The organism is Petrotoga sp. Shatin.DS.tank11.9.2.9.3 (assembly GCF_003665005.1).
Classification (GTDB): domain Bacteria; phylum Thermotogota; class Thermotogae; order Petrotogales; family Petrotogaceae; genus Petrotoga; species Petrotoga mobilis.
Genome location: NZ_JGVT01000001.1, coordinates 153,524 through 168,784, shown reverse-complemented (window position 1 = coordinate 168,784; position 15,261 = coordinate 153,524). Strand labels below are relative to the sequence as shown.

Genomic DNA, 15,261 nt, shown 5'->3' with positions numbered 1-15,261 from the left:
CGTTAAATTTTAGGGATTATAACATAAAAAAATTGAGTTGTCAAATTTATATCAAATTTTTTTCTTCGCCAGGTTGTATTTCGCCATTCAAGAGTTTTTTCTTTATTTCTTCCAATTTTGTTTTAATTTGAACGCCTTCATAGCCTTTCTTTAATAAATCTTTCCCCGTGATGGAGAGTTTTAGTTTCTCAATTTTTCTTAAATATTCATAGTATTTTGCTAATAATTCTTCTGGAAGTTTTACAGCTAAAAAAATTAATTGTTCATTTTGAAAACCGTAGGTTTTTTCATAGAAATAAGACAATTTTGAGGTTTTTTCTTTGTCATTTAAATCTATAGAAATTTCATTAAATACGTTTTTTACTTGCATTAAATTCTTAATAAAATCTTTCGGTAGTCCATATCTTTCAGTAATTTTCTTTAGAGATTCTTCTGGAGTGTATTGCAGTAGAACGCATAATACTATGTGGAATAGTCTGACTTTATTCAAATAATTTGGTAAGTTTGCCTTAAAGTATTCCCTAACATCAAAAAGTTTTTCTAAATCTTTTTCTAGTGTAGGAGAGTAGTAAGTTTTTTCGAACAAGTGAAGAATAATTTTCAGTTTACCCATTCTTTTTATTGCTTTCATAGGTTGGGGCTCTTCTAGTATTTTTTCTAATTCCTCTCTTATCCTCATTCCAGTGACTTTTTCTAAATATCCATTTTCTACAGCTTCTTCTAATTTTGTTAAGGTGTTAGGCTCAATTTCAAAACCAAATCTTTGTTCAAACCTTATAGCTCTCAATATTCTAGTAGGATCTTCGATAAAAGAGAGGGGATAAAGTATTCTTATCTTGCCTTCTTCAAGATCTTTTTTACAATTAAAAAAATCCATCAGTATTCCAAAGGAACCCGAATTAATTTTTATGGCCATGGCGTTTATAGAGAAATCCCTTCTATATAAATCTTTTTTAATAGTTGATAATTCAACCTTGGGAAGTTCTCCTGCTTCTTCGTAATATTCTGTTCGGGCAGTTGCAATATCAATCCTTATTATCTTATTTTCCCCATTTCTATAAAAAATTGAGCAGGTGTGAAATTTGGGGTGTTCAACATATTTTGCCCTTAATTGTTTAGCAACGTATCTTCCAAATAATAAGCCATCTCCTTCTACTACCACATCTAAGTCGTAAGGTATGGCCTTTTTCGAACCGTTTGATTTTGAGCGAATCGCTAACAAAAGATCCCTGACAAATCCTCCTACTATATAGACGTTTAACCCTAGCTCATTGCCATACAAGCCAATAAGTTTTAGAAGATTAAGAATAGATATCGGTAGAATTTTTTCCATTTCTTCTTTTAGATTTTGCGATTTATACTTTTCTTCTAATATTGGGCTAAGTGAAAAATTAAAAACCCCGTTAGTAGCCCTTAAAAGATCAGTTCTAGTTATTATGCCAACAAGTATTCCATCTTTTAAAACGGGAATCCTTCCAATGTCTGCTTCTGCCATGATCCTTCTTACTTGAGTCAACGAAGTTTCTACATCAACAACCTTTAAGTTAGTGCTCATTATAGCTTTAACAGGGGCATTTTTTAAACCATGTTTCATTGCTTTTTCTATGTCTTTTTTAGTTACAATACCCACTAATTTATCGTCAGATATTACAGGAAGGCCTGAATGCCCTGTTTGAAACATCAATTCATGAGCTATTTCCACTGTTTCAAATGATAATATGGTTCTGACGGGAGATGACATAATATGCTTTGCTTTTAAAACTGGGACAAAAGAAGATTTTAACTCTTTTTTAATCTTGTTAATGACCTCTTGTATCCCAAGAGCTTTTGTTTTGGCTGAACCAGCTTTTTTATGACCTCCACCGCCAAATTCAGATAGTATTTTATTTAAGTCTATTTCTTCAATCCTTGATCTTGCAACTATATGAATGCTTTTACCCATTTTTACAACAACAAACAAAACATCTGGAGTTAGAGTCTCAAACAATTTGTGGGTTATAACGTTTAACCCACCTATAAATTTGTCGATCTCAGAATAAGTAATCTGTATTGTTACTTCCTCCAAGGTAAGCTCTTGTACATTGTTATAGAGTTTGTCAAAAAGTTCTTTTTGCTCTTTTGTCATTTCTAACGAAACAAACTCTTCTACCTCTTCTATCCTAGCACCGCCTTTTAATAGCTCTGCAGAAATTTGATGATCTAGAGGCGTCGTTGTAGAATAAACATAGTTTCCAGTATCTTCATGGATTGCTATTAAAAAAAGAGTTTCATAGGTATCAGGAAGAACTATTTTGGTTTCTAATAATTTTTGAACAATTAACGTTGTGGCGCTTCCTACTTCTTTAGAATAATTATTACCTGTGATATTTTGCTCCTTTAACTCCGGATGATGATCATATATATCAACTTCTGTTCCCTGTTCAACGAGCGATTTTATAAAATCAGGGATTCTATTGATATCAGCAGTATCCACAATCACAACTTTTTCGAAATTGCGGTTTTTTATTTCTTCTTGATACTCTTTTATAAAATTATTCTCTTTTTCGTATGGAATATCGTATATATTCAAAAATTCCTTAAGATTTTGCTGAGGCTCTCCTTCGAGCACAATAATAGAGTCTTCATATATTAATGATGCAGCCACACATCCGGCAAACCCATCAAAATCGGCATTTTTATGCGTAGTTATTATAATTTTAGGAACCAAGATAAATTCTCCCTCGGATTAAATACATTATTTAAAAATGTGTTGAATGTCTCTATTTTACTTCAATCTAATTTATTGATAAATTCCCTTTCTATAAACTCGAAACCTTTTTCCCAAAAATCTTGGTTTGAGATATCAATCCCAATTTTTTTCAACAATTCTTTCGGGGAATCTTTTGCACCACTTCTAAGCAACTCTTTGTATTTTGGTGCAAAAGATTTTCCTTCGACTTTGTATTGTTGGTATAAAGCTATAACTAATAAATTAGCAAAATTGTATGCATAAACGTAAAAAGGTGTTCTAAAGATATGAGGTATGCTTGCCCATTCATAATAATACTCTTGTGGTATTATTACTGAATCACCAAACATAATTTCTAATTCTTTCTTATACAGTTCTGCAAGTTCTTTCCAATTAGCACTTCCATTTTGTTCTATCAAATTGTGAGATGATATTTCAAATCTAGCAATCATATTTTGTCTGAACATCGTCGAAAACATTCCTTCAACATTCGATGACAGGTAAGCCGTTCTTTCCGCTTCTGAAAGGGTGGGTAGTATTTTATCAATCACCAACATCTCACCAAACACAGATGCAACTTCTGCCATCGTTAAAGGAGGGTGATAATTCCAAATGTTTTGGTCTGAGGCTAAAGTCCCATGTATCCCATGTCCCAACTCATGTGCTAAAGTGCTCACATCGGCAAGAGTTCCTGTAAAATTTAACAAAATAAAAGGTTTTCTATTAGGAAGTGCGTAAGATGTGTATGCTCCACCTCTTTTACCTTTTCTTATTTCAGAATCTATTCTTTTTTCTTTAAAGAAAGACTCTGCAATTTCTCCAATTTCTTCATCGAACTCGTAATACGAATCTAAAACAATCTTCTGTGCCTCTTCAAAAGTATATTCTTTTTGTACTTTTGCCAAAGGCGCATAGATATCGGCAAGAGTTTGCTCTATCCCTAACCTTTTACCTTTCCATCTGTAATATTGGTGAACCATAGGTGTCCTGTCAGTTGTGACCTTTATAACGGTTTCCACAATTTCATCTTCAACTTCGTTGTTAAAGTTTCTCATAGAAATCGGCTCTTTGTAATTCCTCAAACTAGCCTCTGTGTCGTAATTTTTTACGATAGAATTGTATATTTTTTCGAATAGGAGGCTATCTCCGTCGTACTTTTTAAAGAATTCTTTCATTGCTTGTCGTCTTAAATTTACATCAGGTTTTCTTCTTAAACTCCTTACTTGCGGATCGGTTAATTCTTTAAGTTCACCATCGATCTCTAACTTGAAAGTATAAGAACTTGTTAACCGACCATATAATTCTTCAAAGCCTCCCCGTGATGAGTTGTACATAGCGGCTAACACCTTTTCAGCATCTTCACTCAATATATGGCTCTTTGATTTAATAAGCTTTTGAAGCACATGGGTATAATCTTTCAATTCCTCGGCATACATCAATTCGTTAAGCTTTTTTTCATTTTGCTTCAATAACCTCGGCTTCCAAAATGATGATTCCATTTCTATTTTTGAATCGTAATCTTTAGCCATCGCATAGAGTTTTTGAGCAGTTTCGTCTTGGGTGTTGGAATCATAAAGCAAGTGACAATACTGGTAAGTAAAATTATGCATTTTTAAAACTTTCTCAAACTCTTGGAAAAAGTTCTTCAATTCGTGGGGAGTCAGCGAAGGGTTCGACAGTTTGTCATAGTACTGTTGATATAATTTTTTGATTTGCCTTAAGCTTTCTTCGAAATCTTCTTTAATTTGTGAGTCTTCGGGTGAGGAATAAAAAAATGTTAAATCCCATCTAGACAAAACGTTTCATCTCCCTTCTATATATAATGCTTCTGTATGATCTTTCTAGCTTGGTCTTCATCTTTTTCCATAGCGCCAATTAATTCTTGTTCATTATCAAATTTTACTTCATCTCGTAAAAAATCTATTACTTCTAAAACTATATAATCACCATATAGATCACCAAAAAAATCCAAAAAATAAACTTCAACTTTTGGAGTCTTTTTGTATTCATCAAAAGTTGGTCTTAAGCCAACGTTCATTAGGCCCCACAAAAAACCCGATCGACCTCTTACATATCCTTTCACAATGTAAACACCAAATTTTGGCAATAAGATCTCCTCTTTTTCCCAAACGTTAATATTTGCAGTTGGAAATCCAAGCTTAAATCCTACATGTCTATCTTCATAGACTGTACCTTCAAGAGTCCATGGCCTTCCAAGCATTCCATTTGCTGTCTTAATATTACCTAATTTTAACTCTCTTTTTATAGCTGAAGAACTAACCCTGTTTCCTTGACTTTTTAAATCTTTCAGCACTTTGACTACTAATCCTTTGCTTTGACTAACAGCTTGTAAATATTCTACATTGCCTAATGCATTTTTCCCAAAAGTAAAATCTTCACCACAAACTATTGCTTTTACTCCCTTTTTCATCAATTCCTCAAGATATTGTTCATGGGGTAATCCCCATACTTCTTCTAAATCTTTAACTTCAACTTTAAATCCCATATCTTCGCAAATTTGTTTCCTTCGCCAACTAGGTAGAATGAGACCTTCAAACCCTCCTAGATGCTTTTCAGGAGGGTATCTGAACATCAAAACCAAGGGTTCAAACCTTAAGTTATTCGCGAGTTGGAGAGTGTTTTTCAATATATACTGATGGCCCTTGTGTACACCATCAAAGATCCCAATTGTGAGTGCATACAATTTTATGTCACCTCGTACAGAATTTTATATATTTTTACTATCCTATCGTTCCTTTCTTCTTCTTTAAGAAGGGTTCTTAAAAATGTCGATTTTTTTTCAGCCCTACCTATTCCTAAAAAAAATTCTTTTTCGTCGTATATTTTAACGTAATCATTTTTATTGAAATTAGAAAATTCTAAAACATTATCTTTATAAATTTGCTGCCCTTTAATGACTAGTTGCCCGTTATTAATCTTAACGTAAGGAAGATCTAAAGCCTCATCCATTTTTAACATTTTTTCCAGTGAAACCTCTTCTAACAAAATGCTATCTTTTAATTCAAACTTACCACTTTTCACTCTACAAAGTTCTTTGGTAACGGCTCCACATCCTAAAGCATATCCTATATCCATGATCAATGATCTTATATAAGTTCCCGAACTTACTTCTACAAAGAAACTAAATTCTCGGTCCTCTTGTGAAAAATTTTCAATTTGATTTATTTTTACTTTTTTTGGAGGAAGATTAATTATTTTACCTTCACGGGCATATTCATAAAGCTTTTTACCTTTATATTTTTTGGCTGAATAGGCAGGAGGAACTTGTAGATATTCCCCCACAAAAGAAAAACATATGTCTTTCAAATTAGAGATGTGTTGCTGAGTAACTTCGTTCTTTTCCTGTATTTTCCCTTCTATATCAAAAGTATCTGTGATGATTCCCAATTCAGCTTTTACATAGTATGTCTTTTTTTCGTTTTGAAAAAATTCTAACAATTTTGTAGCTTTATTTACTCCTACAACTAGTACTCCCGTAGCAAAAGGATCTAGAGTTCCAGCATGACCAATTTTCAGTAAGCCAAACTTTTTTCTAAGAATATTGATTACATCATGAGAAGTAATACCCTTTGGCTTGTTGATTACTAAAAAACCACTTTTCATTTCCCTTCCTCGTTTTTCTCTATTTTCTCTATTAGTTTATTTATTCTAATACTTGCTTCAATACCTTCGTCTTTATGAAACCTTACCTCGGGAACCTTGAACATTTTAATATTTTTTGCGATAAGAGTTCTAAACATACCCTTTGCGTTGTTTAGAATATTAATGATGGTATCAATATCTTCATCAAGAGATGAAACATATACATCTAAATAAGATTTATCTTTTGATAAACGTACCATATTTATGTCAATAAATTTGTCTTTTAATCTAGGATCCTTTAATTGAGAAAAGCCTTCGGTAATTAATTTTTTCATTTCAGACTCAAGCATTTCTCTTCTATACTGAGCCATCAGATGTCACCTCCAGATCATCGAACACTTCTTTCATGTTAGTAAATTCAGGGGACCTTTTAATTATATCTTTGAATTCTTCAAAATAACTGGCATACTTATTATAATTTAATCCCAAAAAGTTCCAAATTTTTAAATCAACCTCAGGAATATCGAAGCATCCTGAATAGCCGTAAAAATATAAATTAGTAGTTATATTCGCAACATTTACAATATACAATAATTTTTTTGCTTCTTCATTACTAGACTCCAAAGGATTATCATGGTATGTAGCAGTTTCTATGACTAAGTCTGACATATTCCAATTTTCAAAAAGCTTCCTTCCAATCTGTTGATGCGAATAAGTTGATAACAAATTTTCCGCCTGAAAAAAAGAAATTTTTTCGTGTTGAGCAACTTTAATGACCATCTCAAAAACATCCGGCATAATATGTGCCATCACTACCTTACTAAGATCATGCAGAACACCACACATAAAGGCTTCTTCTTTATCTGGGGAATTAAGATATTTTGCTAAAAGTTCTGAGGCGACGCCAGTTGAGATCAAATGAACCCAAAAATGCTGTGTATTGAAAAAAGGTATATCTTGGGAAAAATAATTCTCGACAGTAAAAATACTTAAAGCTAAATTTCTAACCGTTTTGAAACCAAGCAGATTTATCGCTTGCGTAAGTTTCGTTACTCTCTTTGGTAGTGCATAATAAGCAGAATTAGATAATCTTAAAATCTTTGCAGTTAAAGCAGGTGATTGAACGATCATATTATGCAAGTCATTTATATCCGCTTCGGGATCGTTGGCTATGTTAATAATCCTTTGTACAATAAAATCAGGCGTTGGTAATTCTTTAATTTTTTTGGTGATCTCTTGAATATCCATTTCGTTCATTATATCAGTTCCTTCCATCAAGTTCTAATTCACTTTTTTGTTGTTTGTTATTCATAACAAATCTTTAAGAAGTAACGCGGAAATAGAAAAATAAAAAAACATACTTAGTATATCCATCAAAGTAGAAATAAATGGTCCAGAGATCAAAGCAGGATCTAAATGTATCTTTTTGGCAAGAAAAGGTAGTATGGCTCCTAAAAGATTTGAAATCATAACTACTATAATTATAGATAAAGATAAACTCAACATAATTAAGGGTTCTCGAGTATTGACTATTGATCTTAAAAACATGATTACTCCTAGAATTATACCTAAAATTATACCAGAAAAAAACTCTTTTCCTAAAACCTTTTTAAAATCATCCTCTTCAATATCTCCAACTGCCATTGATCTAATTACTATAGCAGACATTTGACTTCCAGTATTTCCGCCTATGGCGTTAATGGTCGGCATAAATGCTGCTAATACAGTAATTTTCTGTAGAACGTCTGAAAATCCTTCAATTACAAAAACAGCAATACTCTCAAAAAGTAGTAAAGCACCAAGCCAAATTACTCTACTTTTTACAAGTTCCCAAATCGAAGTATGAAAATAAGAAGTCTCTGTTACTCCTACTGCTGCCATTTTTTGGATATCTTCTGTGGCTGATTCTTCTAAAACATCTACAATATCGTCAATGGTTATTATCCCTACCAGTCTTTTTTCGCTATCTGTTACTGGAATAGCTAAAAGATCATAATCTTGCATGACCCTTGCAACTTCTTCCTCATCATCGTAAACCGTTGAATAGATTGGGGTTTCATTCATTATATTTTTTATAATCTCATTCTCTTCTGAAAAAATCAAATCTTTTAATTCTACTGTCCCCTTCAATTTTCTAGTGTTATCTATCACAAACAAAGTGTATATGGTCTCTTTTTTATTCCCTTCATCTCTAATATGTTTAAGCGCTTCGTTTACTGTCATATTTTCTTTAAGATCCAAAAAATTAGGGTTCATTATCCTTCCTGCAGAATATTCAGGATAATTAAGAAGAATAACAGTGTTTTGCCTCTCTTCAGGAGAAAGATGGGCAAGTAAGCGCTTTACTACGTTGGCAGGAAGTTCTTCTAAAAGATCAGCTCTATCATCTGGTTCCATATTTTCTATTATTTCTTTCAACTTATCTTCTTTAAAAAGAGAAAGTAGTTCCATTTGATCATCTTTCTCTAACTGAGAAAAAACTTCTGCAGCGGTGTCTTTAGGCAAAAATCTGAAAACAACAATTTTTTCATCGTGAGGTAATTCTTCAATCATCTCTACTATTTTTGCGGGTTCTTGTTCTTTTAACAACTCTTTTAGAAGTTTAAACTCCTTTTCGTTTATTAATTTTTTTATATCAACTTTTACTTCAACCTTCAATTTTACTCCTCCTTTCAATCATTACGGTGGTAGATCGAGAAATTCACAGAAACTACCGTGACTATCCATATTTGCATCTCCTTTCTAGCCGATAATTTTACGCTTCTTCAGGCTCTTTTACAAAATAGAAAAGTATTCCTCCAATGATAAACAAAAAGAGCAAGCTTGCAACTCCCCATCTAGAACTCTTCCCAATTTGTGTGAAGATCCCTACTAAAAAGGGCCCCAAAATTGCTGAAAATTTTCCAAATATATTGTAGAACCCAAAATACTCTGCAGATCGATCCTTTGGTATCATGCGACCATAAAGTGACCTGCTAAGAGCTTGAATCCCACCTTGAGAAGATGCTACTAACATAGCTAATATCCAAAATTGGACAATGGTTTCTAAGAAAAAAGCAAAAACAGTGATAAAAGTATAGACAAAAATTGCAAAATATATCAAATTTTTTGTAGAAAATCTCTTGGATAATCTTCCATACAACAAGGCAAACGGAAAAGCTACTATTTGTATCACCAAAAAAGCGACCAGCAAATCGTTGGCGTTAAGTCCAACATCAAGTCCGTAAGAAGAAGACATCCTTATTATTGTATCCACTCCATCTATATAGAAAAAATATGCCAATAAAAAGAGAAAAACATTTTTGTTGCCTTTCATATTCTTTAAAAATTGCGAGAGCCTTTTAAAAGAATCTTTTATTGGAGTTTTCGTTTTTTCTACATAGTATGTTTGCTTAACATTTTTCATGATTGGGATTGAAAAAACAAACCACCACACTGCAGTGATAACAAATGCCAACTTTGTTGCTGCAGTAGTAGATTTAAGGCCGATTAATGAAGGATTCAAGATAAAAATAAGTCCAATTAAAAATGGTATAGTACTACCTATATAACCCCATCCAAAACCGCTAGATGATACCCAATTCATACGTTCTTTTGAAGTTACATCCGTTAAAAAGGAATCGTAGAAAACATTGGCTCCAGAGAATCCTATGCTTGATAAAACATATAACACTAAGGCAAAAAACCATTGTCCTTCTTGAATCAATGACAAAGAAGCTGTAAACACAACACCCATCAAAAGAAAGAAAAGCAAGAACCTTTTTTTATAATCCTTATAATCAGCTAATGTCCCTAAAATTGGTGCCAAAATTGCCACTATCAAAGTTGCTATAGTAGATGAATAACCCCAATAAGCAGTCGATAAATAATCTGGCATGTGAGCAGCGGCATAATCCTTAAAGAATATTGGTAACAGCGCGGTGGTTATAGCAACTGAATACGCGGAATTCGCCCAATCGTACAAAATCCAACTTCTTTCTTCTTTTGTCAACTTTGTCCTCCCCCTTATTTATTATCTTTTTCATCATCATTAATAAATAAATCTAAAGGATCTTCATAATAATTTTCCATCGCTGATAAAATTTCACCGATCTGAGCAAAGTACTCATCAACGTCTTTTTCATCGTAGATTCCTTTTAAGAATTCCTCCAACTTTTCTAAATCCACTTCAGGGTTTTCCTCGATGTACTTTTCTGCACTTTTGATTATTTCTTCCATAAAAATCACCTCCTCGTATAATATGTTTGGCCGTTGCTTGTAAAGCATTTTCCTAACTTAGCACACTCAACTTGCTAACCGATTACTACATCATCTTCGATTAGGCCCGAGGTTGCAGCCATTCTTAAACAAACAGTCAATAATTCTTATAGTTAATTTCCTTTCATTCTTATGATTGTTTGAATAAGTTTGCTAGACTTCTTGGAGAAAAAATCAATCAGCGAAGTGTCTCAAACAGGCTGTTATACAAAGTCCGCTATTATGACGCCAACCAAAGGATGAATTTGCTCAATGCGAGTTTTACCTCCTATCTGTTTCAAACATTCGGTCAGGTATTCTACTCGGGAAGGAAAATCGGTATCACCACCGTCATAGTATACCTCATCGAATTTTTCAAGATGCTTATTAGGCTCATCAAAAAAAATAATGTCGCCGATTACTATACGACCAGGCCTATGCAAAAAGTTAGAGAGAGTAATCAGACTCTCTTTCTTGAGTTGATCGGGTAGATGATGCAATGAATAGACCGCAAGAATTTTCGTAATATTGTATAAAGCGAGATTGAGCTCCGCGCAAGGCTCTTCAAATGCGCCATAAGCAAAAATTACATTGTTTAAATTCTCCAGTTCAGCCTTTATCCTGGCTTGCTCTAAACTCTTCCTACTAATATCAATACCAATTACTTGCCGACAGATACGAGCAGCAGCAATAGCTTTATCACCAGTGCCTGTTCCAACATCTAGTAACACATCTTCGCCAAGGAGTTCCAGTTTTTCAAAAGATACCCTACCCGCTTTTTGTGGGATAGTCTCACCAGAACCTGAAATTTGTTCACCTATGGTATTCTTTTTATCAGTCATATTGTCAAATAATCGGGCGAGACGTTTTTTGTCATATTTTGACATTTATCTATCTCCTTTTTAGAAGTCGTGTATTGCACCTATCTGTTGGCGAATATCCACAATTGGTCCTATAAATCATTTAAAATCAAAATCTTATTTTTGATTATCTTCTTATGATGAAGACTATATAATAATCACTATTCACTATATGCATAAATTATAACAAACTTTTATCAACTTTTTTTAAATTTTAATAAAATATAATAAAACAAAAAGATTGGGTAAAAATACCCAACCATTTAAAGATCAAATTGATAATATTTATAAGGGAGAAAAAACATAATTAAATCTGCATTCTCATTATTTCTTTATATGCTTCAACGATTCTATTTGTAACTTCTGTTGTTAATTGTAACGAAAGAGAAGCCTTTTCTGCAGCAATCATAACTTGATGTATATCCGTTATATTGCCTGCGGCATAATCTGCTGCAACTTTATCAGCATTCTTTTGGATTGAATTTACTTCCTCAATTGCATCTTTTAATAATTTAGAAAAGTCTAAATTTTTATCTTCTTGTTTAGTTTTTTCTGGAGCTAATTTATTGGGGTCAATCCCATTTATTCCATTTATACCTTCTGTCATCAATGCTCACCTCCTTACTTATCTGCCTATTCCAAGGGCAGAATTGTACATGCTTTTGGCTGAATTTACAACCGCTGCATTCATCTCATAAGCTCTTTGGGCAGACATCATATCGACCATTTCTCGTAATACATTGACATTAGGATAACTAACGTATCCTTCAGCGTCTGCATCTGGGTGGTTTGGGTCATATACTAATCTAAAAGGTGACGGATCCTCTACTATAGAAGAGACTTTCACTCCGCCAAAATTCCTATCTCCATTTGTACTTTCACTGAGTGCTTCTTGAAAGATTACTGCTTTTCTTCTGTAAGGTCCACCTTCTTCTGTCCTAGTTGTATCTGAATTAGCCAAATTCTGAGAAATAACGTCTAACCTAAATCTTTCTGCTGTCATACCGCTTGCAGCAATATCCAAAACCTTAAATAACCCATCCATCATTTACCACCTCTAATAGCTGTTTCATATCTTTGTATCGCATAGGTCATCAATCTGGATAAAGTATTGTATTTTAAGGTATTTTGAGTCATTCTTACCAATTCCATATCGGGGTCGACATTGTTTCCGTCTTCTCTAAGCGATTTGGAATTATCTATTTGAATATTTGGTTGAATTTTTCCTAAAGATAAGGTATTATTTATGTGTTGGTCTCTATTCACTTTAAGAGTCAAAGCTGAATCTTCACTCAACGCTTTTTGTAACTCGTTTTCAAAATCAACGTACTTTCTTTTGTACCCAGGTGTTTCATAATTTGCTATATTTTGAGAAATCACATTTTGCCTTAAAGATAATGCATCCATAGTATTTGGAATAATCTCAAAATTGATATTATCAAACAATAATTTTCACCCACCTTTATTTTATCTATTTTATTTTTCTTTTCAAAAACAACATTTTCCTAAATAATGATTTTTAAATAATTAATTTGGAGGAAAAAAGATGAAAAAAATTTTTTTAATTGGGTTTTATGGGTACGGCAACTATGGAGATGACCTATTGTTAAAAAGTTTCTTACAAATATTAAATGAAATAAAATTCGATGGAATTATATTCTTACCTCTTGAAAACGAGTTGGAATTCGATGAAGAATATAGATTTCAAATAATCACTGTTCCAAGATTCAATTTCTACGAAATACGTAAAACTATAAAAGAGAGTGATGTTATAATTTTTGGAGGAGGAAACCTTTTTCAATCCGAAACATCTTACAGAAGTTTTATGTACTATTACTATATAGCCCACCTGGGGGAAAAGTTTAATAAAACAATCTTACTGTTATCCCAAGGTTTTGGATCTTTTAACCAAAAACGTAGCCTCCAAAAATTAAAGAAAATCCTTTCTTACCCAAAACTTTACGCTAATTTGAGAGATGAAACATCTTATGTCTTTGCAAAAAAATACAATAAAAATATCTCTCTAGGTGTAGATGTAGGACCATATCCTTTTTTAAATTATACTTATAAAAAAACAGACAAAATATCAGTTTGTTTGAAAGAAGAACATGATTTACAGCTTTTAACAGAATTCTTATCAACTTTTGAACATTATACACTTTCCACTTTAGTAATAAATGCAACCCAAGACACATTAAAAAATTATGAATTAGTTGAAAACATTAGAAAAGAAACCAAGGTATCCGCTGAATTCCCTTTTAAAGACCCAAATAAAATAACCAAAGAAATTTCTCAATCTAAAATAATTATATCTGATCGTTTACACAGTGCTCTAACTGGAATCTTTTTTGCTGGGCAAACATTAACTTTCAACAATGTTAAGAATAGAAGAGTCCTAAAAAACATAAAGGAAGATTACAACTTTTTTTATAAAAGCACTCCTGAAATACCCTTTATCTATTACGACACCGTTTCTTCAAATTATGATTTCAAAGAAATTTCTGATATATACAAAGATAAATTACAAAAAACGGTGTTTGATATTAAAACACTCATTCAAAGTATCTTATAACCTGTAACTTCGAAGAATCGGTACAAAGTACCAAAACTACATTATCGGTAGGAGACTCAACGTCGATTGGATAATTGTAGGTATCAATTGTTTGATAGACGTTCGTACCCTCAATTACAAAAAGCTTATTTTCTATATGTGAGATAGCGAATAAGTATTGTCCATTGGGAGAAACAGAAATATCACTAATTGGTACATCATCTAAAATAACGTTGGTTTCACCAGAGGAGAGATCGTAGTAATAAACACCACCCATGAGAGAATTGCCCACAATATTATTTTTGTATATCTCAATGTTTGTAGTGTACCTTCCAAATTGAGCTATTTTAGGCTGTTTTCTGAAATCATTCCTATACAAATTGCCATTGTAATACGAAACCATATAAATGATTCCATTTGATCCTACAATATCTATAGGATGTTCTATATGGTTATAATTTACAATATAAGTATCATTATTAGGAATCAAAAAAAGCAAATCGGTTAAAAACACGTTGTTTTGAAAATTATCAAATAAAGGTATAAAAACTTGGTTGCCTATATTTCTAATTAACGGGCTATGCACAGGAAGGACCATTGATTTTTTTATAAACAGGTTGTAATCGACAATGTATAATTTAAAAGGATTTGTGCCTAATATGTACAATTCGTTGTTTATAAGTTTTATATTTACAGGTTTAGAATCTAAGATTAATTTTTGCATCACCTTGTTGTTTTTGATTTTTAGTAATTCTTTATTGTAATTATCAATAACATAAAAAAATTCTCCATCGAATGCTCCACCCATAGGTAAGATAGCTTGTGTAAACTCAATTTTTTCTAAAGTAAAGATATCTATAAAATGAGCTGTACCTTGGTAATCGGCAATTATCGCGTAATTTTTGCCCAAATCTATATGAAATGCTCTTTCCCCAATGTTGAAATTGTTGACTTCTAAAAAAATTGATTCTGAAAATAAAGACGCTGCCAAAAAAATAGATAGAACCATTAAGAAATGAAATTTTTTTGAAATATCAATCTCTCCTCTTATAAGTATTTTATAGGATTATTTTACCACATCAGATTTTCTCAATCAACATTTAATTACCTTAATTTTTTAATGAAAAAGCTCTTAATCATCTTTAATCGTTTTTAAAAGGATATAATTACTAATAATCAAGTATAATTAAGATAATCCAAGGTTGAACAACTACAAAAAAAATGATATAATAAAATCAATCATTTATTTGTTGTTCTAAATAATTACATAATTTGGAGGATAG

General features: G+C 32.3%; 15 protein-coding genes. 1 reads left to right on the top strand and 14 read right to left on the bottom strand.

Annotation, left to right across the window (positions count from 1 at the left end; genetic code table 11):
• Nucleotides 1–46 precede the first annotated feature (46 nt).
• The 13 genes from BZ25_RS00740 to flgB form a co-directional block, all read right to left on the bottom strand.
• A complete protein-coding gene (locus BZ25_RS00740) occupies nt 47–2,707 on the bottom strand; it encodes a CBS domain-containing protein (RefSeq protein ID WP_121515377.1) in 2,661 nt (886 codons plus the stop codon).
• Nucleotides 2,708–2,769: 62 nt separating this feature from the next.
• Entirely contained in the window at nt 2,770–4,524 is a 1,755-nt protein-coding gene (locus BZ25_RS00735) for a M3 family oligoendopeptidase (protein ID WP_121515376.1), read from the bottom strand.
• A gap of 17 nt (nt 4,525–4,541) precedes the next feature.
• Complete coding sequence (gene ribF, locus BZ25_RS00730) at nt 4,542–5,432, bottom strand: riboflavin biosynthesis protein RibF (protein WP_121515375.1); 891 nt, start codon at nt 5,430–5,432, stop codon at nt 4,542–4,544.
• 2 nt (nt 5,433–5,434) lie between these two features.
• Nucleotides 5,435–6,352, bottom strand: a complete 918-nt coding sequence (truB, locus tag BZ25_RS00725) for a tRNA pseudouridine(55) synthase TruB (protein ID WP_121515374.1) — start codon at nt 6,350–6,352, stop codon at nt 5,435–5,437.
• Nucleotides 6,349–6,702, bottom strand: a complete 354-nt coding sequence (rbfA, locus tag BZ25_RS00720; protein ID WP_121515373.1) for a 30S ribosome-binding factor RbfA — start codon at nt 6,700–6,702, stop codon at nt 6,349–6,351. Before rbfA ends, truB begins: the two co-directional genes overlap by 4 nt.
• Entirely contained in the window at nt 6,689–7,588 is a 900-nt protein-coding gene (locus BZ25_RS00715) for an HDOD domain-containing protein (RefSeq protein ID WP_158245208.1), read from the bottom strand. The genes rbfA and BZ25_RS00715 overlap by 14 nt, the downstream gene beginning before the upstream one ends.
• 51 nt (nt 7,589–7,639) lie before the next feature.
• Nucleotides 7,640–8,989, bottom strand: a complete 1,350-nt coding sequence (mgtE, locus tag BZ25_RS00710) for a magnesium transporter (protein WP_121515372.1) — start codon at nt 8,987–8,989, stop codon at nt 7,640–7,642.
• 97 nt (nt 8,990–9,086) lie between these two features.
• Nucleotides 9,087–10,340, bottom strand: coding sequence for an MFS transporter (locus BZ25_RS00705; protein WP_370035248.1), 1,254 nt, complete (start codon nt 10,338–10,340; stop codon nt 9,087–9,089).
• The gene (locus BZ25_RS00700; protein ID WP_121515371.1) at nt 10,337–10,549 is read right to left on the bottom strand and encodes a hypothetical protein; all 213 of its coding nucleotides are present in this window, start codon (nt 10,547–10,549) and stop codon (nt 10,337–10,339) included. The genes BZ25_RS00705 and BZ25_RS00700 overlap by 4 nt, the downstream gene beginning before the upstream one ends.
• Before the next feature lie 242 nt (nt 10,550–10,791).
• Nucleotides 10,792–11,454, bottom strand: coding sequence for a methyltransferase domain-containing protein (locus BZ25_RS00695; protein ID WP_121515370.1), 663 nt, complete (start codon nt 11,452–11,454; stop codon nt 10,792–10,794).
• Nucleotides 11,455–11,734: 280 nt separating this feature from the next.
• Complete coding sequence (fliE, locus tag BZ25_RS00690; RefSeq protein ID WP_012209477.1) at nt 11,735–12,034, bottom strand: flagellar hook-basal body complex protein FliE; 300 nt, start codon at nt 12,032–12,034, stop codon at nt 11,735–11,737.
• A gap of 18 nt (nt 12,035–12,052) precedes the next feature.
• Nucleotides 12,053–12,475: a flagellar basal body rod protein FlgC gene (gene flgC / locus BZ25_RS00685; RefSeq protein WP_012209476.1), complete on the bottom strand. Its 423-nt coding sequence runs from the start codon at nt 12,473–12,475 to the stop codon at nt 12,053–12,055.
• Complete coding sequence (gene flgB, locus BZ25_RS00680; protein ID WP_121515369.1) at nt 12,472–12,873, bottom strand: flagellar basal body rod protein FlgB; 402 nt, start codon at nt 12,871–12,873, stop codon at nt 12,472–12,474. The genes flgC and flgB overlap by 4 nt, the downstream gene beginning before the upstream one ends.
• A 100-nt stretch (nt 12,874–12,973) precedes the next feature.
• On the opposite strand from flgB, the gene BZ25_RS00675 reads away from it, so the two are divergent.
• Nucleotides 12,974–13,999, top strand: coding sequence for a polysaccharide pyruvyl transferase family protein (locus BZ25_RS00675; protein ID WP_012209474.1), 1,026 nt, complete (start codon nt 12,974–12,976; stop codon nt 13,997–13,999).
• Here BZ25_RS00675 and BZ25_RS00670 read toward each other — a convergent pair.
• Nucleotides 13,980–14,969 carry a WD40 repeat domain-containing protein gene (locus BZ25_RS00670; protein WP_147429918.1) on the bottom strand — a complete coding sequence of 330 codons (990 nt, stop codon included), beginning with the start codon at nt 14,967–14,969 and terminating at the stop codon, nt 13,980–13,982. The genes BZ25_RS00675 and BZ25_RS00670 overlap by 20 nt on opposite strands.
• Nucleotides 14,970–15,261: the final 292 nt, after the last annotated feature.

Coding starts and splice junctions, on each gene's coding strand:
- truB (WP_121515374.1), bottom strand. CDS start 6,352: ATGAAAAGTGGTTTTTTAGTAATCAACAAGCCAAAGGGTATTACTTCT.
- rbfA (WP_121515373.1), bottom strand. CDS start 6,702: ATGGCTCAGTATAGAAGAGAAATGCTTGAGTCTGAAATGAAAAAATTA.
- BZ25_RS00715 (WP_158245208.1), bottom strand. CDS start 7,588: ATGAACGAAATGGATATTCAAGAGATCACCAAAAAAATTAAAGAATTA.
- BZ25_RS00700 (WP_121515371.1), bottom strand. CDS start 10,549: ATGGAAGAAATAATCAAAAGTGCAGAAAAGTACATCGAGGAAAACCCT.
- BZ25_RS00695 (WP_121515370.1), bottom strand. CDS start 11,454: ATGTCAAAATATGACAAAAAACGTCTCGCCCGATTATTTGACAATATG.
- fliE (WP_012209477.1), bottom strand. CDS start 12,034: ATGACAGAAGGTATAAATGGAATAAATGGGATTGACCCCAATAAATTA.
- flgC (WP_012209476.1), bottom strand. CDS start 12,475: ATGATGGATGGGTTATTTAAGGTTTTGGATATTGCTGCAAGCGGTATG.
- BZ25_RS00675 (WP_012209474.1), top strand. CDS start 12,974: ATGAAAAAAATTTTTTTAATTGGGTTTTATGGGTACGGCAACTATGGA.